At 73.7% G+C, this 20,119-nt stretch carries 13 protein-coding genes; 9 read left to right on the forward strand and 4 right to left on the reverse strand.

Annotated elements, in window-relative coordinates:
• Positions 1 to 33 precede the first annotated feature (33 nt).
• From ACFU7Z_RS15465 to ACFU7Z_RS15475, 3 genes are all read left to right on the forward strand, one after another.
• Positions 34 to 681 (forward strand): TetR/AcrR family transcriptional regulator, encoded by a 648-nt coding sequence (locus ACFU7Z_RS15465; protein WP_380777825.1) that lies wholly within the window; start codon positions 34 to 36, stop codon positions 679 to 681.
• An 87-nt stretch (positions 682 to 768) separates the two neighbouring features.
• The gene (locus ACFU7Z_RS15470) at positions 769 to 1,314 is read left to right on the forward strand and encodes a DUF4188 domain-containing protein (protein WP_380777826.1); all 546 of its coding nucleotides are present in this window, start codon (positions 769 to 771) and stop codon (positions 1,312 to 1,314) included.
• A 61-nt stretch (positions 1,315 to 1,375) separates the two neighbouring features.
• Positions 1,376 to 2,050: a C39 family peptidase gene (locus ACFU7Z_RS15475; protein ID WP_380777827.1), complete on the forward strand. Its 675-nt coding sequence runs from the start codon at positions 1,376 to 1,378 to the stop codon at positions 2,048 to 2,050.
• A 106-nt stretch (positions 2,051 to 2,156) separates the two neighbouring features.
• Here ACFU7Z_RS15475 and ACFU7Z_RS15480 read toward each other — a convergent pair whose 3' ends face one another.
• Positions 2,157 to 3,008 (reverse strand): hypothetical protein, encoded by an 852-nt coding sequence (locus tag ACFU7Z_RS15480; RefSeq protein ID WP_049649292.1) that lies wholly within the window; start codon positions 3,006 to 3,008, stop codon positions 2,157 to 2,159.
• 316 nt (positions 3,009 to 3,324) lie between these two features.
• On the opposite strand from ACFU7Z_RS15480, the gene rpe reads away from it, so the two are divergent.
• The 5 genes from rpe (at position 3,325) to ACFU7Z_RS15505 (ending at position 13,700) form a co-directional block, all read left to right on the forward strand.
• Complete coding sequence (gene rpe, locus ACFU7Z_RS15485) at positions 3,325 to 4,008, forward strand: ribulose-phosphate 3-epimerase (protein ID WP_049649291.1); 684 nt, start codon at positions 3,325 to 3,327, stop codon at positions 4,006 to 4,008.
• A gap of 234 nt (positions 4,009 to 4,242) precedes the next feature.
• Entirely contained in the window at positions 4,243 to 5,202 is a 960-nt protein-coding gene (locus tag ACFU7Z_RS15490) for a pirin family protein (RefSeq protein ID WP_380777828.1), read from the forward strand.
• A 177-nt stretch (positions 5,203 to 5,379) separates the two neighbouring features.
• A complete protein-coding gene (locus ACFU7Z_RS15495; RefSeq protein WP_380777829.1) occupies positions 5,380 to 5,991 on the forward strand; it encodes a hypothetical protein in 612 nt (203 codons plus the stop codon).
• 819 nt (positions 5,992 to 6,810) lie between these two features.
• Positions 6,811 to 12,183, forward strand: a complete 5,373-nt coding sequence (locus tag ACFU7Z_RS15500; RefSeq protein ID WP_380777830.1) for a hypothetical protein — start codon at positions 6,811 to 6,813, stop codon at positions 12,181 to 12,183.
• Complete coding sequence (locus tag ACFU7Z_RS15505; protein WP_380777831.1) at positions 12,180 to 13,700, forward strand: hypothetical protein; 1,521 nt, start codon at positions 12,180 to 12,182, stop codon at positions 13,698 to 13,700. The genes ACFU7Z_RS15500 and ACFU7Z_RS15505 overlap by 4 nt, the downstream gene beginning before the upstream one ends.
• 95 nt (positions 13,701 to 13,795) lie before the next feature.
• Here the strand turns inward: ACFU7Z_RS15505 and ACFU7Z_RS15510 are convergent, their stop codons facing one another.
• From ACFU7Z_RS15510 to abc-f, 3 genes are all read right to left on the reverse strand, one after another.
• Positions 13,796 to 14,359 carry a CGNR zinc finger domain-containing protein gene (locus ACFU7Z_RS15510; protein WP_380777832.1) on the reverse strand — a complete coding sequence of 188 codons (564 nt, stop codon included), beginning with the start codon at positions 14,357 to 14,359 and terminating at the stop codon, positions 13,796 to 13,798.
• Positions 14,356 to 16,062 (reverse strand): ABC-F family ATP-binding cassette domain-containing protein, encoded by a 1,707-nt coding sequence (locus ACFU7Z_RS15515; protein ID WP_380777834.1) that lies wholly within the window; start codon positions 16,060 to 16,062, stop codon positions 14,356 to 14,358. Before ACFU7Z_RS15515 ends, ACFU7Z_RS15510 begins: the two co-directional genes overlap by 4 nt.
• 85 nt (positions 16,063 to 16,147) lie before the next feature.
• On the reverse strand, positions 16,148 to 17,782 hold the full coding sequence (gene abc-f / locus ACFU7Z_RS15520) for a ribosomal protection-like ABC-F family protein (protein ID WP_049649298.1): 1,635 nt from the start codon (positions 17,780 to 17,782) through the stop codon (positions 16,148 to 16,150).
• Positions 17,783 to 18,438: 656 nt separating this feature from the next.
• On the opposite strand from abc-f, the gene ACFU7Z_RS15525 reads away from it, so the two are divergent.
• Positions 18,439 to 20,055, forward strand: coding sequence for a DUF6351 family protein (locus ACFU7Z_RS15525; protein WP_380777833.1), 1,617 nt, complete (start codon positions 18,439 to 18,441; stop codon positions 20,053 to 20,055).
• Positions 20,056 to 20,119: the final 64 nt, after the last annotated feature.

Genomic DNA, 20,119 nt, shown 5'->3' on the forward strand with positions numbered 1-20,119 from the left:
GGCCGGGGGCGCGGCTGTGGTAGCAAGGCAGGCATGAGGGAGCGGGAGCAGGAACGGGAGCGGGCGCGGAAGCGGGGCGGGGGCCGGGGGGCGTACCACCACGGGGCGTTGCCGGAGGCGTTGGTGGCGGCGGCGTTCGAGGTGCTGGACGAGCAGGGGCAGGAGAAGGTCAGCGTGCGGGAGGTGGCGCGCCGGGCCGGGGTGTCGGCGGGGGCGCCGTTCCGTCACTTCGCCGACCGGCAGGCGCTGTTGACCGCGCTGGCGGACCGGGTGCTGGCGGACTTCGTGCGCTGGCAGGAGGCCCAGGTGGCGGCCGCCGGGCCGGACGGCAGGTCGGTGATGCGGGCGATCGGGCTGGGGGTCGTCCGGTACGTGCTGCGCCATCCGCGGCGGTTCGAGCTGGTGCGCTCGCGGGTGTTCGCCGCCTCGCGGGATCCGGAGCTGAGCGAGCGGCTGGACGGCATCGACCGGGTGTTCACGGACCTGATCGTCGCGGACCAGGAAGCGGGCTTGCTGCGCCCCGGGGATCCGGCGCTGGTCGGGCTGGCCGGGCAGGCACTGGTGTACGGGCTGGCGCAGATGATCCTGGACGGCTACCTGCCGGCCGCGGCGGCGGAGGAGCTGGCCTGCCAGGTGATGGACACCTTCGGCCAGGGGATCGCCAACCACCCGTCGCCGTAACCGAATTGTGCGCCGGACGAGCCTTGACCGGGCCATTCCGCGCTGATGTAATCACCGATTACATCGGCACGGGCACGGGAGGCAGAGATGTCCTTGTTCGCCAAGCCGCAGCCGGGCTACACCACGGCCGCCGCCACCGGCGACACCGTGGTGCTGCTGATCGGCATGCGGATCAACCGCTTCTGGGCCGTGCACCACTGGGGCCCGGTGATGTTCTCGATGCTCCGGATGCTGTACGAGCTGGGCCGCGCCCCCGAGCGCGGCCTGCGCGGCCGCGTCCTGCTGACCGCCTCGCCGCGCACCTACTACGTCGTCCAGTACTGGGAGTCGAAGGAGAAGCTGTACGGCTACGCGAGCGCGCCGGACGGCTTCCACCACACCGTGTGGGGCATCGTCAACCGCAAGCTGCGGCAGGGGAAGACGCGCGGCCACGTCGGGCTCTGGCACGAGACGTACATCGTGCCGCAGGGCGGGTACGAGGCGATCTACTTCGACATGCCGCCGTTCGGCCTGGCCGGCGCCACCGGCTCGCTGCCGCTGGAGGCGCGCGGCCGGCGGGCGTCGCAGCGGCTGGCCTACCGGGAGCCGGAGTCCGGTGGAGTGGAGCCGGCCGAGGCCGGGCCCGGCGCCTGAGTACGGCCGCGCAGGGAGTGTCGTGAGCCGCCCGGCCGCCGCGCCGTGAGAGCGTCGGGGGATGGTGGATCGGGGCGACGCGCGGCCGGAGGCGCCGGCGCGGCCGGTACGGGTGGTGCACGAGGTGCCGTACCGCGCGCAGTGGGAGTCGGCGGAGCTGGTGCGGGAGATCGTCGACGGGCGGCTGGACGCCTCCGCCGACCCGCGCTGGGGGCAGTCCGGAGCGGCCAGCGCGGAGGAGTACGCGTGGTGGTCCTGGCGGCTGTGCGGGGTGGCCTGCCTGCGGATGGCACTGGCGCACTGGTGGGGCGTGAACCCGGCGGCGATGGCGCTCGCGGAGGAGTGCCTGGCGGCCGGCGCGTACCTGCGGGACGGCGACGGCCTGCGCGGACTGATCCACGCGCCGTTCGCCGGGTACGTCGAGCGGCGCTGGGGACTGGCCGCGCGGGCCCGGGAGTTGACGCCCGAGGAGGTGTCGGCCGAGGTGGTCGGCGGCCGGCTGGTGATGCTCTCGGTACACCCGTCGATCCGGGAGCCGTACGGGCCGGAGCCGGTGCGGCGCGGCGGGCACCTGGTGCTGGCGGTGGGTGCCACGGACACGGCGCTGCTGGTCCACAACCCCTCCGGGTTCCCGGGGGAGTCGCAGGCCTTCGCGCGCGTGCCGTGGCGGTCGTTCGGGCGGTTCTACGCCGGGCGGGCGATCGTGCTCGGCCCGCCCGGGGCGCTCTCGTCCTGAGGCCGCGGACGGGCCGTGGCGGCGTCCTCGGCCTGAGGCCGCAGGCGGGCCCTGGCGGCGTCCTCGGCCCGACGTCGCGGACCGGGCGGACCGGGTGGGCCGGCCGTCACTGGTTGTCCGGCAGCCCCATCGGGTTGATCGGCAGCTCGCTGCGACAGAGCGCCGAGATCGGCTTCAACGCCGCCGCCAGCCGGTCGAGTTCGGCGCGCGGGTAGTCGTCCCAGACCCGGGCGGCGGCCAGGTCGGTGGCGGCCTCCAGGGTCTGGTGGCGGATCCGGCCGAGCTCGGTGACCGTCCCCTCGGCGGTCAGCCAGCCGCGCTCGACCAGGCGCTCTGCGGCCGCCTCCCACTCGGCGTCCGTCCACCCGCGCAGCGGCTGGATCATCTCGCGCCGCATGTCCATCGCGCAGCGGACCACCAGCGCCTCGCAGCCGTCCAGCCCGGCCGCCACCAGGGCGGCCACGTGGCCGTCGCCGCGGTGCTCGCGCATCACGGTGGCGGCCTGCCAGAGCCGCTCGTAGAGGCCGCTCGGGCGGGGCAGCGCGGCGTTGGCGGCGGCCAGCACCCGGCCGGCGCAGTCCAGCCGGGTGGCGGCCTGCTCCAGGGTCTCGGCGACCAGCTCCACCTGGTTCTTGTCCACGTGCTCCAGCAGCCGGCCCAGGATCGTCGCCGAGGCCTTCAGTCGAACGGCCAGCGCCTCCTCCGGGCTCGCGTGGTTCCACACCTCCGGCAGGGCCCGCTCGACCATCGCTGGAGCGAAGTTGAAGAACGCGGCGGTGACCGGCGGGGCGTCCACCGCTCCGAGCGGGGCCGCGCGGGTGGCGAAGTAGCCGTGCAGGCGGCCGTGCAGACCGGCCTCCTCGAAGGCGGATCGGCCCTCGGGCAGGAAGTAGGTGACGGCGTGCACCGGCTCGAAGAGCCACCACAACGCGCGGGCGGGGTGGACGAGATCGGTCATCGAGGGACCTTCCTCGGACGGAGCCCCGGGCGGGCCGGGGCGCTCGGCTGGTCGGGACGACGGCCCGGCGGGAGCCGCGGCGGATGCGTGGACCGTTCACGCGGCAGGAGCGTGGACCGTTCACCTGGCAGGTGCGTGGACCGTACAAGGGCTGATGACCACGGGGAAGGCCCCGGTAACCCCCGAGGGGGTGTGATGACGGTCACGCGGAGGCGACGCCGTGCGGTCGGCGGCGGCACGGCACGGGATGATGGGATGAGGTGCCCGCTCCGGGGGCGCCGAGCCCTCGCAAGCCCTCGTACGAAGGTAGTCGGTCATGGCCCAGATCAACCCCAGCATCCTGTCCGCGGACTTCGCCCGGCTCGCCGACGAGGCCGAGGCCGTCCGGGGTTCCGACTGGCTGCACGTGGACGTCATGGACAACCACTTCGTGCCCAACCTCACCCTCGGTGTCCCGGTGGTCGAGTCGCTCGCCCGCGCCACCGACATCCCGCTCGACCTCCACCTGATGATCGAGGACCCGGACCGCTGGGCCCCGCAGTACGTCGAGGCCGGCGCCGGATCGGTCACCTTCCACGTCGAGGCCGCCGCCGCGCCCGTCCGCCTCGCCCGCGAGATCCGCGCCAAGGGCGCCCGCGCCTCGATGGCGCTCAAGCCCGGCACCCCGATCGAGCCGTACGAGGACCTGCTGCCCGAGCTCGACATGGTGCTGATCATGACCGTCGAGCCCGGCTTCGGCGGCCAGGCCTTCCTGGACATCATGCTGCCGAAGATCCGCCGCACCCGGGAGCTGATCGCCAAGCACGACCTGGAGCTGTGGCTCCAGGTGGACGGCGGCGTCGCGGCCAGCACGATCGAACGCTGCTCGGAGGCGGGCGCGGACGTGTTCGTGGCCGGTTCGGCGGTGTACGGGGCCGAGGACCCGGCCGAGGCGGTCCGCAACCTGCGGGGGCTCGCCGAGAAGGCGGCGGCCGACGCCTGGTGGGCCTGCGGGCACTGAGCGCCCCGGGGGCGGCGGCCCGGCGGCCTACTGGTGCGCCGGGCCGTCGGCGCACCGCCTGGCCGCCTCGCCGGCCCGTCGCCGGTGACGGCGCCGCCGGATGGCCGGGCACGGGTGGAGGAACCCCGCACCGTGGCGGATGATCGGTGACGGTGTCCTCCGTGATCGGTGACGGTGTCCTCCGAGGAGCCGAGGACCCCGCCCGGCCCCTCTCCGTACGGTGGTGGAACCGCGATGAGCAACCTCGACCTCAAGCCGGCCCCGACCAGCTGCGGCCGCGAGGCCGGCACCGGCCCGGCGAAGGACCTGCTGACGGCCCGTCAGTTCCCGCTCGGCGCAGGCACGGTGGTCCGCCGCCTGCTGCCCAACCTCGGCCGCCGGATGGTCGGAGCCTGGTGCTTCGTGGACCACTACGGCCCCGACGACATCGCCGACGAGCCCGGCATGCAGGTCCCGCCGCACCCGCACATGGGCCTCCAGACGGTCAGCTGGCTCCACCAGGGCGAGGTGCTGCACCGCGACAGCCTGGGCAGCCTCCAGGCCGTCCGGCCGTACGAGCTGGGCCTGATGACCTCCGGCCGGGCGATCTCCCACTCCGAGGAGTCCCCCCGCCCGCACGCCCGCCACCTGCACGGCGCCCAGCTCTGGGTCGCCCTCCCGGAGGCCGGCCTCCACCTCGCCCCCGCCTTCGAGCACCACCCCGACCTGCCCGTGGTCACCGCCCCGGGCCTGCGCGCCACCGTCATCCTCGGCACCCTCGACACCGCCACCTCGCCCGGCACCACCCACACCCCGCTGGTCGGCGCCGACCTCGCCCTCACCGGCGGCGCGGACCTCCGCCTCCCGCTCGTCCCCGACTTCGAGTACGCCGTCCTCGCCATGTCCGGCCGCGTCGACGTCGACGGCGTCCCGGTCGAGCCCGGCTCCATGCTCTACCTCGGCTGCGGCCGCCCCGACCTCCCCCTCCGCGCCGACGGCGACGCCGCCGTCCTCCTCCTCGGCGGCGAGCCCTTCGACGAGAAGATCGTCATGTGGTGGAACTTCATCGGCCGCACCACCGACGACATCGCCCAGGCCCGCACCGACTGGATGACCGGCACCCGCTTCGGCGAGGTCCACGGCTACGCCGGCGCCCGCCTCCCCGCCCCGGAACTCCCCACCGTCCCCCTCAAGGCCCGGGGGCGCGAGCGCTGACCCGGCGGTCAACGCGGTGGGCGAGGGCGCCGTTCGCGGCCGGAACCGACGGGGACGGCGTCGGCTGGGGGTGCGGGCGGCCTGATTTCCGTCGGCCGACTACTACAATGCGGAATCCAAGAACGCGGATATCAGGATCAGGGTGGGGGACGAATGGCGGCAACGGAAGACTCGGTCATGGTCGATCGCGACGCCTACCTCGATGTCCGCTCCCGCAGCGCGTCCGTCTTCGACCTCGACGCCAGACTGCCCGGCCAGGTTTTCCGGAAGAACGCGGGGGATTCGCTGTTCTGCGAGTTCGACGCGGTCCTCACCCGGGAGTTCTGGCCGGCGCTCTGCGCGATGGCCCGGTGGCACGGCGACGACCGCATCGACCTGCTGGTTCTCAAGCCCGGTGCCGACGAGTTCTACCTTCCGGAGTGTGGGACGTACCCGGCGGTGTCGCTGTCCGTCGACGCGGGCATGGACGACTACTGGGAGAGGATCGGCTTCACGTCGGACGATGATTTCGCGGAGTCGATCGCGGTTTCCGCCAATGTCATCGCGGTGACCGGCCCTTCCGGACGGTGGGGGTGCTGGGGCGAGAGGGATCCCGAGGTCGCGGTTTTCCGGGGTTTTCCGGATGCGGCCACGCGGAACGAATGGCGCGAGCGGTTCGGACCTTTCCTCGAGGTGTCGGGCGCACTGGAGTCGTATGTCTCGATGGCCTTTTGGCTCCATGGCATCCCGGACGCCTTCGCGGCGGCCCTGACCGCCAACTACGGACCCCCCGACGGTAGGATGCCGTAACGTCACGGGGTTCCAGTGGAGTTGCGGTGACGCTCCGCAGTGTCCCGGTCAGGGCTCCTGTCGGCCCGGGGATGCGGGCGGGGGACGCGGCCGCCCGACCACGCGGGTGGTGCGTCGGCGGGCGGCGGGTCCAGGCCGGGCATGAGCTCCCTCGTCTGCGCGACCGCCTGGCAATCCTGATGTTTGAAAGCCGGGAGATACCGCTGTACTGCCCGATTCCCCTGCGGGCGGGGCAGGGGCCGTGTGAGGATGTGCGGCGTGCCGCCAGCTCCCGAGCTCCGCCGTTGGCTCTCCAGCCAGCCGCCGGACGCCGTTCAGCATCTGCTCGCCTTCCTCGCCGTCGTGCACGGCCAACCCTTCGGTTACAAGGGTGAACCGACCGGACAGGTCCGTGCGAGTGCCGCGGGTATGCGCTCCTGGGTCGCCAAGGCCCCTGCGGATCTGCTCCTCCACATAGCCGACGTCGGGCGCGGGGTCGCCGACAAGATGGCTCGTCAACACGGCTTTGCGAAGCAGGGCTTACGGGACGCGGACGCCGAGCGCCTGAGGTCGGCGTTGACGAGCCTGCCGCCCTCGCTCGCCTGCCTCGCCCTCCACTGGTATCCGCTGTCCGATGAGGACACGCCCGAACGCGGCCGTGTCCTGGAGCATTGGGACACCCTGTGGGAGGCCGCTGTGACATCGGCGGACTGGCCCGAGCCGAAACGCGGCCGCCGTGCGAGCAAGGCGGAGACGACCGCGCCTGGCGCGGCCTCGGAGGAGGCCCGGTACGGAGACCCGCACAGCACGCGGCCCGAAGCCGCAGACAGGGGGAACGTGGTGTCCGGCGACCTGGCGGAGCAGCTTGAGTCCGCTGCGCAGCGCCTGCGCGGGGAAGGCGAGGCGCTGGCCGAGCGGCTGGAGGGCCTGGCGGTGGACGTCCGCAGAGGAGTGGGGCGGCGGGACGCCGACCTGTCCGCGGCCGTGGACGCCTGGTTCGGCCTGCGGGCCGCCACCGCCGAGTTGGCGCTGGGACTCGGCGGCGACGTCCAGTGGGCGGTCGCGCAGACCCACGATGACCTCGACCGGATCCTGGCGGACGTCCGCTCGGCCAAGGTCGGCGAGGAGATCGCGACGGCCCTGGTGGAGCGCGAGAGGCTCGTCGCCATGCTGGGCGCGGTGACCTATCCGGGTGTGCGGACCGCGCTGCAGGTGGAGGTCGACACCATCGACGCCCGGCTCCAGGAGCTTCGGTCGCTCGGTGGACCGCAGCTCGGGACCCGTCCGGCCGACGCCACCCCTCCGGCCGACGCCACCCGCTCGGAGGAGTCCGTCGAGCCGGCCGTGACAGGCGGTGCCGCCGGCGGGGAACCGCCCGCGTCGGCAGATGCGGGTGCCGTGCCCGCCGCGGTCGGGGTCGAAGCACAGGCGCCGGACGCCGTCTTCGACGGGCCCGGGCAGTTCGCCGACACCCTCGACACGCCGGTCCCCGAGGAGGAGCGGGAAGGCCCGGAAGCCGTACGGGCGGAGCCCTCGGCGGGCGGCAGCGCGACCGGGCCCGAGCCGGCGCCGGTCGGTGCGACCCTCACGCCGGTGGGCCCGGCCGCGGCTCCGCGGACGGCGGGCGAGCCGGGCGGCCGCACCAGGCCCGCCGCCACGGCCACCGTCGCCGCCGTTGGAACCAACCAACTGCCGAGTCCGTCAAGGCCGTTGGCGGAACCGCGCGTCGTCCGCCCGATCGGCATCCCGAAGCAGGCGTCGGCCGAGGCCGAGTCGAAGACCGCCAAGGTGGTCGAGGCACCGGTGGCCGTCGAACCGACCACCGACGTCTGGACCCGGACCGGCGACTGTCCCTCCCCGGTCGAGCAGATGGTGGCCGAGGGCAGGTTGGCCGAGGCGTACTGGCTGACCCGGGCCGCCCGGGAGCGCCAGGAGCGGTGCCAGTCCCTGGCCTTCGCCACGTCGGCGTTCGGGCTGGCCCCGGGGCAGCAGGCGGCGATAGCCCTGCAGGTCGGCGTCGAGGACAAGGCGCTGCCGACCGCCGAGGACCGGGACGGCTACCTCATCGCCCTGGCCGCCGCGGTGCGCAGCGGACTGCAGGCCGGCTGGGCACTGCCGATCGTCAACGACTTCGCACAGCTCCCCGGCCTGCCCGAGGTCTGGAACGAGCTCTTCCGGACGCTGGCGCTGGAGATCCGCCGGGGGGTCTCCGTCCAGCCGGGCGACGAGGTCCGGCTCGGGCAGGACGACACCGTCGATCCGGCGGACCTGCGCGATCGGGCGGAGGCCCTCAGGGCCCGTCTGGGGACCAGCAAGACGGCGTACCAGCTCGCGTCCCGGGTGCTCCAGACCCTGCTCAAGGACGACGCGGAGCTCGGGCACACCCTCAACCTGATCGTGGCGTGGTCGGTGGGCGGTGCCACCTCGGAGCAGCTTCGTCAGGACCTGGAGGGCACCTACGGGGAGGCCGACGCGATCGATCGGATCATCAAGGAGACGACGCGCCGGGTCAGTTCGCCCAACCAGCGGAAGACCAAGATCATCGCCACCGCCCTGGACCAACTGCGGGGACGGATCGGGGAGGTGACGACGCTGCTGCGCGAGGCGGTGCAGGTCGCCGAGATGCCGCCGCGCGGCGACAACCGGCGACTCGGGAGCGAACTGCTCGTCGCGCTCCGGGCGGCGGGGAAGTCGGCCCTGCTGCCGGGCCCCGGCGGCGAAGCGGTCCGGCTGCTGCTCGACTGGATCGGCGACGGAGTCTCCCGGGGCGCCTCACGGGCCCTGCCCGGTCTGCCCGGCACCGACGCGCTGCTGGTCCTGCCGCGCCTGGCCTGGACCGCGGCGGCCGACGGCCAGGACACGCCGGACCTCGCCGCATCGGACGTCCTGGACGCCCTGCTGGAGGTCCTGAAGCCGGCCGACCCCGGGAAGGCGTTCGGCGCCCACCTCGACCGCGGTGACCTGCACATCGCCGCGCGGCTCCTCGACCTCGCGGGAGCGGGTCGGCTGGGCGCCCTCCCCGCACCCGAGGTGAACCAGCCGGACGCGTGGCGGCGCCGGCTCGGTGACGCCGAGGCCCAGTGGCGGCTCAGGGCCGAGACGGCCCTGCGCAAGGCCGACGACCTCTTCGCGCACGTCCGGTTGCAGAACCTGCTCACCCCCGAGCAGGAGAGCCATCTGGCGGCCCGGCTCCTCGACCTCAAGACCTCGGACCGGAGCCTGCGGTTCCGTCATCTGCTGGAGCGGGTGCGGGACGTCGTCGCCCTGCTGGACGAGCGGGTGTCGGAGAAGACGGACCAGCTGCGCGAGCAACTGGTCGACCTGAACCTCGACGGGGCGGACCTCGCCCGGATCAGCGCCCTGATCGACCGCGGCGACGTCGCCACCGCAGAGGAGCTGCTCTCCTTCGCCCGCAAGGGCGACCGCATCCCGGAGCAGGTCGCGGAGACCGGCACCGAGCTGGCGGCCTTCCTGGAGGGCGTGCGCCACCCGGAGTCGCCCAGGGCCAGCAGCACCGGAGTCGACGCGCGGTGGTGGTTCGACCACTACGCGCGCGGGCGCTCCGGTCAGGCGGAGACCGACGCGGTCACCGGCGCCCTGGAGGCCTGGGAGTCGCTCGGGCGGCTGAACGAGCGCCGCAACTCCTTCCAGAAGCACGTCCCCAGCGTGCTGCGGATGCTCGGCCTGAGCGTCAAGGCCCCGGTCCGGCTGGTCGACCAGGACCGCAAGGACTGGCAGGTGATGACGCTCTCGGTCACCGCGGAGATAAGCGACAACGTCCCGGGCTACGTGTCCCGGATCGGCTCCCGGGCCAAGGGCAGTTACCGGGTCCTCATCGTCGGCACCGAGGAACTCGGCCCCGACGCCCTGCTGCGCCACCTGCCCGAGTCCGCGCTCGGCGCCAACATCATCCTCTACCTGCAGCCGCTCGGCATCAGCGGGCGCCGGCGCCTCGCCCAGGCCTCCCACCAGAAGCCGCAGCAGGCGATCGTCGTCGACCCGGCCGTGTTCGGCTGGATCGCCGCCGGTGAGGCCCGGTCCTTCCGCGCGGTGCAGCGGGTGACGCTGCCGTGGGCCGCGTACCGACCGTACGAGCCGTTCCAGGCCGGCCAGGTCGCCGCCGAGGTGTTCAAGGGCCGCGACGACGAGAAGCGCACGATCATGGCCCGTGAGGGCGGCCTCTTCCTCTACGGCGGGCGGCAGTTGGGCAAGTCCTCGCTGCTCCGGCAGGTGGCCGAGAGCTTCCGGGCGGGGCACGGCGGCAACCAGGTCGCGGTCTACACCGACCTGCGGTTCGCCGAGATCGGGCTCAGCCGGCTCCCGCAGGAGATCTGGAGCGTGCTGGCCCAGCAGTTGAAGGCCGCCGGGGTGCTCGACCGCAGCGTCTCGGAGCACGCCAGCGCCACCGCCATCGGCGACCAGATCCAGCAGTGGCTGAACGAGAGCGAGGAGCGCCGCATCCTCTTCCTCGCCGACGAGGCGGACGCGTTCCTCAACGCGGACGCCCGGCCGGTCGAGACGGCGGGGGCGCAGTCGACCTTCCGGACCCTCACCGGCCTGATGAAGCTGATGGCCGACACCGAGCGCCGCTTCAAGATCGTGTTCGCGGGCCTGCACCAGGTGCAGCGCTACAACCGGCTCACCAACTCCATCACCGGTCACGGCGGCGAGCCGGTCCTGGTCGGGCCGCTGCGCGCGAAGGCCGCGATCGACCTGGTCGTCGAACCGCTGGCCGCGGCCGGGCTGTTCTTCGAGAACCCCGATCTGGTCTGGAGCATCCTGGCGCTGACCAACAACCAGGCCAACCTCGTCCAGATCGTCTGCGAGGGACTGGTCGAGGAGATGCAGGGCCGAGCCCTCTCCACCGAGGGCGGGCGCCCCCGGATCACCAACGCCGACGTGCAGAAGGTCGTCGCGAAGGGAGGCATCCGGGACAAGATCCGCGACCGGCTCCGCCTGACCATCGACCTGGAGGACCGGTACCGGGTCCTGACGCTGATCCTGGCCCTGCGCAGCCTCACCCTCACGGACGGCTACGCCCGCGGCTACACGCCCCAGGAGCTGCAGGAGGAGGCGCACCGGGTGTGGCCGGACGGGTTCCCGGAGCAGAACGGCGTGGACGAGGTCCGCACCGACCTGGTGGAGATGGAGGGCCTCGGGCTGGTGCTCCCGCTCCCGGGCCGGAGCAACAGCTTCGTCATGCGCAGCCCGAACCTCGTCAACATGCTCGGCACCCGCGACGAGCTCGAAGCGGAGCTGCGCACCAGCGAGTTCACCCAGAAGTACGACTACAACCCGCGCGTCGCCCGCCGGTCCATCGGCGTCGACAGCGGACGGGTCATGCGGATGAGCCCGCTGACCGACGAGCAGTGGCATGACGCGCTGTCCCGGCGCGCCGCGGTGATCACGGCCTCGGCGGCGCTCGGTGCCGACTCCCTGGCCAAGGCGGCGGAGCAGCACGTCGGGAGGGAGTGCCAGGTCGTGTCCGCGGCACCCGCGGAGCTGACCCAGACCGTCACCAGGTGGGCCCGGGAGCGCTCGCCGCACCTGATCTTCGTCGACCTGCGGGGTGTGCCCGCGGCGGACGTGCGGGCCGCCGTCGAGCGGCTCGCCAAGTACGCCTCGGCGGCGGAGGAGGAGGGCAAGGAGATTCCGCGCCGGCGCGCGCTGGCCGTCGTCGACCCGTTGACCGCGCTCGGCCCCGACTTCCCGGAGGTGTCCCGGGCGCAGCCGCAGCGCTGGAACGCGACCAGCCTGCGGGCCTGGCCGGAGCAGCCGTTCGTCTCGGTCGAGGAGCGCCGCAACCTGATCGAGGTGACCGGCGGCTGGCCCGCCTTCGTCGAGCGGGCCATCGCCCAGTACCTCCAGGGCGCTCCCCGGGAGCGGCTCTTCGACGCGACGCGGGCCCTGACGGACGACCCCGATTTCGCCCGGAGCCACCTGCGGCGGGTCGGCCTCTCCGACCGCCGGGTCGAGCAGATGGCCGGCTGGGCCGACATGTTCAGCCCGGAGGAGCACCGACAGGGCAGGGCCCACGCCGTCCCGCAGGACCTGGCGGTGGTGCTCGACGACGACCTGGACGAGGCCGAGGCGCTGCTGGCGGATCTGGAGGCGCTCGGGGTCCTGGACGACGACGGCGAGGTCCTCACCGTCGACAGCGTCACCTTCCGCGCGCTCAAGGCCGTGGCGGGCGCGCAGGGCGGGTCGGTGTGACCGAGCTCGTCGATCCGGTCGGCGGGCTGTCCCCGGAGGCGGTCCGGTACCTGCCGGGCGCGCGGCGCCACTGCGCCGGGGTGCTCGCCGACCTGCGCGCCGGGCTGACCTGCGTCTGGCTGTTCCCGGACGCCGAGGTGGAGTCGGAGCGCGCGGACCGGGCCGTGGAGGAGGTGGTCCACGGCCTGGACGACGTCGTGGAGGTTCCCGGCAAGGAGACGGGGCCGCGCTCGGCCCCGGCCGCGGCCCCGCCGGAGCCGCGGGTGCCCTGGGAGCCGCCCGGCGGCGGGGGTGGGTCGGCCGCCCACCATGCCGGGGAGCACCCCGAGGACACGTTCGACGTCGACGACGGCTTCGGGGACTGGGACCCGTTCGGGATCTTCGGCGGTGGGGGTCTCCGGGCGTCCGAGGGCCTGCCGCCCGCACGGGCCGTCGACGCCCGGTTCCCGGACGGTCCGGACGGCCCGGGCACCGACGTCGCCGCGCGCCTGGCCCGCAGCCTCGGCCTGGACGGGGACCTGGTCACCGAGCTGGTCGGCGACGCGGACGGCCGGGCGCCCGTGCTCGTCGTCCGGGCCTGGACCGAGGCGGACCCGCACGGGGTCTCCCGGCTGCTGCGCCGGTTCCAGGCCGCCGTGAAGGAGGCCGGCCTCAGGCCGAGCGATCGTCCGCGGCTGCTGGTGGCCTCCCGGCTCCAGGACCTGGAGCCGGACACCACGGTGCTCCTCGACGGAACGGTGTCCAGAGCGCACTGGTGGTGGGGGGTGTGGAACCACCTCGACACCGCCACCGTGGTCGCCGAGGCGATTCCGCACGCGGGCTCCGGGCAGGCCCACGACCGCATGACGCCGACCAAGCTCATCCGGCACGCCCTGCGCCGCGAGACCGTGGTCCAGACGGCCGGGCCCGATCTGGGACTGGCGGTGGAGCTGGCCAGGGTCTGGAGCGGCAGGACCGGGGAGCTGGCTTCCGCCCTGGGCGAGTGCTGCCCCGGGGATGGCACCGTCGGGCCGGGCTCCCAGGGCCGGAGCACGCCCGGAGCGGCGTACGCGCCGCTCCCCGAGAACGGCCTGCGCGAGGCGTGGTCGGCCGGGCTGGTCGACAGCTGGGAGGGGCAGATCCGGCACAGCCCCCGCTCCGGTGCGGGGGGATCCGGTGGCACGGAGCTCGACAAGCTGGTCTGGCAGGCCCAGAACCGCGTCCTGCTGCCCCTCATCGACGACGCCCGCGTCGGCTTCGTCGAGCTGCTTCCGCGCATAGCGGTACGCGGTGTCACCCGGCTCGTCGACACCTACGTCCGGCGGTCCCTGCGCGACGCCAACGGATCGTCGGCGGATCCGGCGTCCATGGAACTCGGTGAGCTCTACGACGCGGCGGTGCACCGGGACATCACCCTGACCGACGACCAGTTCGGCCGGCTGCGCACGCTCCGGCTGGCACGCAACAAGCTCGCCCATCGCACGCCGATAGCCGATGCCCTGCTCCACGACCTGCTGGACGCGCTCTCCGGCCCCTGACACCCGCGCTGTCGGACAGCCCAGTCGGCGCGCGCGACGCCGAACGGCCACGGGCCCGCGCTGCGGGGCCGTGGCCGGAGGGGGTTCGGAGGGGGCTATCGGGCGGTCGTGGCGGACGGGGTCTTCTTCCGGGCGCGGTAGGCGGCGGCCTTGATCTTGTTGCCGCAGGAGTCCATGCCGCACCACTGGCGGCGCATGCCCCGGGAGCGGTCGATGTAGACCCGGGTGCACTCGGGGTTGCCGCACTCCTTCAGCAGGGGGACGTCCGGGCCGCTGAGGAGTTCGACCGCCTGGCGCGCGATGGTTGCCAGCGCCTGTTCGGGGGTCGCCTCGTTGTGCCGTCCGGTCAGGGTGAGCTGCGGTGTCACGGGCGGCTTGCGCGCGGCGCCGTTGAGTACGGCGAGTGCCTCGCGGTCGAAGGCCTCGCCGAGTCGGCGGTTGGTGATCAGCCGGTAGACGGCCTCGCGGACGGTCGTCGCCTCGCGGACGTCCCGCTCGTCACCGGGCGTGATCGTGTCCACCAGACCGCAGTCCAGGTACCAGGCGTTCAGGCGCTCCGGCGTCACGAACATCTCGAACCGGACCGTGCGCCGTGCACGGAGCGTAGCGGCGAAGTCCAGGGCGGGGTGCCCGCAGACGAAGACATGGTCAAGGTTCACATCACCATGCTGGCAGGTGACTGTGTCGGGGGGCAATGACGGGTGGCGCCCGCCGGATCGAGCCGCAGCTCGCGGCCCTGCCAGCGTCGGCGCAGCCAGCGGTCGTGGCTCGCGAGGACGATCGCGCCGGGACCGGTGCCGAAGGCCTCCTCCAGTTCGTCGCAGAGGCGCGGGGAGAGGTGGTTGGTGGGTTCGTCGAGCAGCAGCAGCCGGGGCGGTTCGGCCACCAGGAGCGCCAGTGCGAGCCGGCGGCGCTGCCCGACGGACAGCCGGCCGACGGGCTTGTCCAGGTCCGCCGCGTGCAGCAGGCCGAGCGATCCCAGCGGCACCCGCTCGGCGCGCGCCGCGCCCAGCGCCTGCTCGTAGGTGTCGCGGACGGTGCGGTCGGGCCGGTCGAACTCGGTGTCCTGGGTGAGCAGTCCGACCGTCAGTCCGGGGTGCCGGTGCACCGTGCCCTCGGCCGTGAGGTGGCCGGCGAGTACGGCGAGCAGCGTCGACTTGCCCGTCCCGTTGCCGCCCGTGACCAGCAGCCGGTCGTCCGGGGCGACGTCCAGGCTTTCGAGCGCGAGTCGGCCGGGCACGCGGAGGTCCCGGAGCGACACCAGGGGCCGGAGGTCCTCGCCGGTGTCGGACGGCGTGTGGGCGTCCGCCGCCAGGGATTCGACGGCGAACCGCAGCGGGCGCGGCGGCTCGGGGACCTGCGCGCGCTCCAGCTCCTCCAGTCGGCGGGCGGCGTTGCGCACCCGTCGGGAGACCTGGTTCTGCACCCGGCCCGCCCGGTGGCCGTAGCCCATCTTCTCGTTGTCGCGCGGCCCCCGGTCCGGTGCGACCAGGTGCGCGGTCACGCCGGCCGCGTGGCGCAGCTGCGCCAACTCCTGCTGCTCCTCGGCGAATCGCCGCTCCCAGCGGTCCCGCTCGGCGCGCCGCTCGCCCAGGTAGGCGCTGTAGTTGCCGCCGTAGCGGACCGGTCCGTCCACCGCCGGGTCGAGGTCGACCAGGTGGGTGCAGACGGCGTCGAGGAACGCCCGGTCGTGGGCGGCGACGACCACGGTGCCGGGCAGCGCGCGGACCTGCTCCTCCAGGAAGGCGGCGGCGCCGTCGTCGAGGTGGTTGGTCGGCTCGTCCAGCAGCAGCGCGGACGGCCGTCGGACCAGCAGCGCCGCGAGGGCCAGCCGGCCGCGCTGCCCGCCGGACAGCGAGCCGAGCGTGCGGTCGTGCCCGAGCGGGCCGAGGGCCGGTGCGCCGAGGCCCAGCCCGTCGAGGACCAGGGCGGCACGGCGGTCGGCGTCCCAGGACTCCCGGTACCGGGCCTGTTCCAGCCGCCTGCCGTAGGCGTCTAGGAGTTCCGGGTGCCCGGGGTCGGACTCCGGGAGCCGGGCGATCTCCGCGCCGAGCCGGTCCAGTTCCACCAGGTCCTCGCGGGCCTCGCGCAGCGCGTCGTCCAGGACGGCGGCGACGGTCGCGGCGGGGTCGAAGGGCATCTCCTGGTGCAGGAAGCCGAGGTCATCGGGGCGGGAGACGCTTCCCGCGTCGGGTTCGTCCACGCCGGCGAGCACCCGCAGCAGGGTGGACTTGCCGGCGCCGTTCTCCCCGATCAGGCCGATCCGGTGGCCGGGGGCGGCGGTCAGGCCGACGCCGTCGAGGACGCGACGACCGCCGAGGACGCGGACGAGGTCATGGGCGAGCAGGGCGTTCTGGGACAGGGGGAACACGGGAAACCTTCCGACGTGAGGGGGTGGGCCCGCCCGGGCACCGAGCCTCGGGCGGGCCGCGTCACACGGCGGCGGGTCACACCGCGGGCGCCCCCGTCTCCCGCAGCGTGCCGTCGGCCAGCCGGAGCCAGCGGTTCACCCCGATCTCGGCGAGGAAGCGCTCGTCGTGACTGACCACCAGGAAGGCGCCCTGGTACGAGTTCAGCGCGCTCTCCAACTGCCCGGCGCTGACCAGGTCGAGGTTGTTGGTCGGCTCGTCGAGCAGCAGCAGCTGCGGGGCCGGCTCCGCGCACAGCACGCAGGCCAGGGTGGCGCGCAGCCGCTCGCCGCCGGAGAGCACCCCGACCGGCAGATGGGCGCGGGCGCCGCGGAACAGGAAGCGGGCGAGCAGGTTCATCCGCTCCGTCTCGGGCCGCTCGGGGGCGAACGCGGCGAAGTTCTCCGCCACGGTGCGGTCGAGGTCCAGCAGGTCCAGGCGCTGCGAGAGGTAGGCGATCCGCCCGTCGTTGCGCTTGATCTCCCCGCTGTCCGGGGTGAGTTCGCCGGTGACCAGGCGCAGCAGGGTGCTCTTGCCCGCGCCGTTGGGCCCGGTCAGCGCGATGCGTTCGGGGCCGCGGACGCTCAGGTCGACGCCGCCGTCGGCGAACACCGGGCGGCCGGCGTGGTGGACCTGCAGGCCCTCGCCGAGGAAGAGGTTGCGCCCGGCGGGCACCTGGGTGTCGGGCAGCTCCAGCGAGAGCCGCTGCTCCTCGCGCAGGGCGCGCCCGGCCTCGTCCAGCCGGGCCTTGGCCTCGCCGACCCGGGCCGCGTGCATCTGGCCGGCCCGGCCCGCGGACTCCTGGGCGCCGCGCTTCATGTTCCCGGCGAAGATGCGGGGCAGGCCGGCGCTCTTGAGGTTGCGGGCGGCGTTGCTCTGACGGCGCTCGGCGCGTTCGCGGGCCTGCTGCATCTCCCGCTTCTCCCGCTTCAGCTCCTGCTCGGCGTTGCGGACGTTCTTCTCGGCGACCTCCTGCTCGGCCCGGACGGCCTCCTCGTACGCGGTGAAGTCGCCGCCGTAGAAGCGCAGTTCGCCGTTGCCGAGCTCGGCGATGTGCTGCATCCGGTCGAGCAGAGCGCGGTCGTGGCTGACCAGCAGCAGGCAGCCGTTGAATTCCCCCAGCACGTCGTAGAGCTTGTGCCGGGCCTCCGCGTCGAGGTTGTTGGTCGGCTCGTCGAGCAGCAGCACGTCGGGGCGCTTGAGCAGCTGGGCGGCGAGGCCGAGGGAGACGATCTGGCCGCCGCTGAGGGTGCTCAGGCCGCGGTCCAGGGTGAGGTCGGTCAGGCCGAGGCGGTCGAGCTGGGCGCGGGTGCGCTCCTCGATGTCCCAGTCGTCGCCGATGGTGGTGAAGTGCCGCTCGTCGACGTCCCCGGACTCCACGGCGTCGATGGCCCGGATGACGGCGGCGACGTCGAGCACCTCGGCGACGGTGAGGTCGGAGGTCAGGGGCAGGCTCTGGCGGAGGTAGCCGAGCCGTCCGGTGACCGACACCGAGCCGGTGGCGGGCTTGAGATCGCCGGCGATCAGCTTGAGCAGGGTGCTCTTGCCGGCGCCGTTGGGGGCGACCAGGCCCGTCCGGCCCGCGGGCACGGTGAAGGACAGGTCCTGGAAGACCGGGGTGTCGTCGGGCCAGGCGAAGGAGAGGTTCGAGCAGACGACGGCGGCGTTGGACACGTTGGACACGGGGATGACCTCGAAGGGATGAGGGCAGGAAGGTAGACCTCTGCCCTGGGCAGACGTGCGGAGAAGGGGTACGACGAAACGGACCACCTCGGCGGCGCTCCTGAAGCACCGGCCGGTGGCCGTCAGATCCGGATCTCACCCGGAGATGTCGTCGTCACCCGCCACGTCTGCCACTCCTCGATCACACGACTACAGGTCGCTGCGACTGTAGCAGGCACCGCCGACAGCCGGCAGCGGATAAGTGCGCGCCCAGCGGGCTGCGGCCGGCAACTGCCCTCTGCCACGGCTCCTTTCGCTCCGGCTCCCGCGCCGGCCGGTGCCGCCGGGGCCCCTTCGCCGTCTCGTTGACAGGCTGGGCGCGACCGTGCCAGCATCGTCACCGGCTGAACCGGTGACGGACATGAGGGAAGCCCGACCCGGCGTACCTGCGAGAGCCAACGGAACGCACCGGCTGCTTGAGTCAAACCTGGGCTGAGAGGCGCCACTTGCGGCGACTGCCCGAGGAGCGTCGGCCCGCAGCCGTCACCGGTCGGATCGTCACCACCTCGACCGGAAACACCTTGTCTTTCGACCAGCCCTGCCCGGCCGCCCCGCACGCGCTCCTTGGCGGCCGGGCGCACGCCCACCTTTTTCCTGGACGGATACCCATGAAGAGATTCCTGATCGTGCTCGCGACCGGCGCGGCGCTGGCCGCGGTGCACCTGCCGGCGGCAGTGGCGGAGACCCCGTACGGCTCCCTGCCCGCGCCGTCCGGCTGTTCGGCGCCGGCCGTGCGGGCCCCCGCCGGTACGGCGGTGGAGTCCGTGACGGCGGCCCGCCGGGAGGGCGGGACCATCGACGGAACCGGGGTGGTGGGCGGCACAGTCACCGGTGTCCCCGCCTTCTGCGAGGTGACCGTCACCCTGACCCACCCGGACGACAACGACCATGCGAGGGTGCGGACCTGGCTGCCAATCAGCGGCTGGAACGGCCGCTTCCAGGCGCTCGGCGGAAGCGCCTTCGCCGCCGGGGACAACGGCGTCGGGATGGGCACCGCGGTCAAGAACGGCTACGCCGCGACCACCACCGACGGCGGGCTCGCCGATGCCGTGGACGCCGGCTGGGCGCTGAACGCGAAGGGCGAGGTCGACACCGCGCTGCTGAACAACCTCGCGTCCCGCTCCCAGCACGAGGCGGCGATCGTCGGCAAGCAGGTGGTCGCCGCGCACTTCGGCCGTCCGGCCTCCTACTCCTACTTCAACGGGTGCTCCACCGGCGGGCGCCAGGGTTACATGGAGGCCCAGCGCTACCCCGACGACTTCGACGGCATCCTCGCCAACGCGCCCGCCGTCAGCTGGGACGAGTTCGAAGTCGCCACCCTGTGGCCGCAGGTGGTCATGAACAACGAGAAGACCTACCCGTCCGCCTGCGCGTTCAAGGCCTTCACGGACGCCGCTGTCGCGGCCTGCGACCCGCTCGACGGAGCCGAGGACAAGCTGGTCAACGACGCGTCGCGGTGCGACTTCGACCCGCGCCGGCTGATCGGCACCACGGTGGTCTGCGACGGGAAGGAGCTGACCATCACGGCCGCCGACGCCGCCGTCGTCCGCAAGATCTGGGACGGTCCGCGCACCGCCACGGGCCGCAGGCTCTGGTCCGGCGTCCCGGTCGGTGCCGACCTGGCGGGGCTGGCCGGCACCACCGCGCCCGACGCGGACGGCCAGGTGCGGGGCGCGCCGTTCCCGGTGCCCCGGCTCTGGGTCACGAACTGGCTGAAGAAGCAGCCCTCGTTCGACGTCTCGACGATCACCTACGACCAGTTCACCCGGCTGTTCGAGCAGTCGCGGACCGAGTACGGCCGGATCATCGGCACCGACGACCCCGACCTGTCCGCCTTCCGCGACGCCGGCGGCAAACTCCTGACCTGGCACGGCCAGGCCGACCAGTTCATCCCCGCCCAGGGCACCGTCGACTACCGCCGGCAGGTCGAGCGGACGATGGGCGGCGGCAAGCGGGTCGACGACTTCTACCGCCTCTTCCTCGCCCCGGGCACGGCCCACTGCGGCCTCAACAAGGGCGGCGGCACGACCGACGACCTCGCCGCCCTGACGGCCTGGGTCGAGCAGGGCAAGGCGCCGCGGACGCTGCCCGCCACGCTGCTCGACGCCACCGGGCGGAGCGTCGACCGCGACCTGTGCCGCTACCCCGAGGTGTCCCGCTACCGGGGCCACGGCGACCCGGCCGCCGCCTCCAGCTTCCGCTGCGTCCTCCCCTCCCGGCACTGATCCCCTCCGGTGCCGGTTCCCTCCGGTGCCGCCCCGCCCCGGCCCGGCCCGCGCCCGACGGCGC

Origin of the sequence: Kitasatospora sp. NPDC057518 (genome assembly GCF_042802075.1) — a bacterium.
Classification (GTDB): domain Bacteria; phylum Actinomycetota; class Actinomycetes; order Streptomycetales; family Streptomycetaceae; genus Kitasatospora.

Bases quoted from the DNA above. Each gene is read 5' to 3' on its own strand.
- ACFU7Z_RS15480 (WP_049649292.1), bottom strand. From the start codon at position 3,008: ATGACCGATCTCGTCCACCCCGCCCGCGCGTTGTGGTGGCTCTTCGAG.
- ACFU7Z_RS15470 (WP_380777826.1), top strand. From the start codon at position 769: ATGTCCTTGTTCGCCAAGCCGCAGCCGGGCTACACCACGGCCGCCGCC.
- ACFU7Z_RS15475 (WP_380777827.1), top strand. From the start codon at position 1,376: ATGGTGGATCGGGGCGACGCGCGGCCGGAGGCGCCGGCGCGGCCGGTA.
- ACFU7Z_RS15525 (WP_380777833.1), top strand. From the start codon at position 18,439: ATGAAGAGATTCCTGATCGTGCTCGCGACCGGCGCGGCGCTGGCCGCG.
- ACFU7Z_RS15490 (WP_380777828.1), top strand. From the start codon at position 4,243: ATGAGCAACCTCGACCTCAAGCCGGCCCCGACCAGCTGCGGCCGCGAG.
- rpe (WP_049649291.1), top strand. From the start codon at position 3,325: ATGGCCCAGATCAACCCCAGCATCCTGTCCGCGGACTTCGCCCGGCTC.
- ACFU7Z_RS15495 (WP_380777829.1), top strand. From the start codon at position 5,380: ATGGTCGATCGCGACGCCTACCTCGATGTCCGCTCCCGCAGCGCGTCC.
- ACFU7Z_RS15465 (WP_380777825.1), top strand. From the start codon at position 34: ATGAGGGAGCGGGAGCAGGAACGGGAGCGGGCGCGGAAGCGGGGCGGG.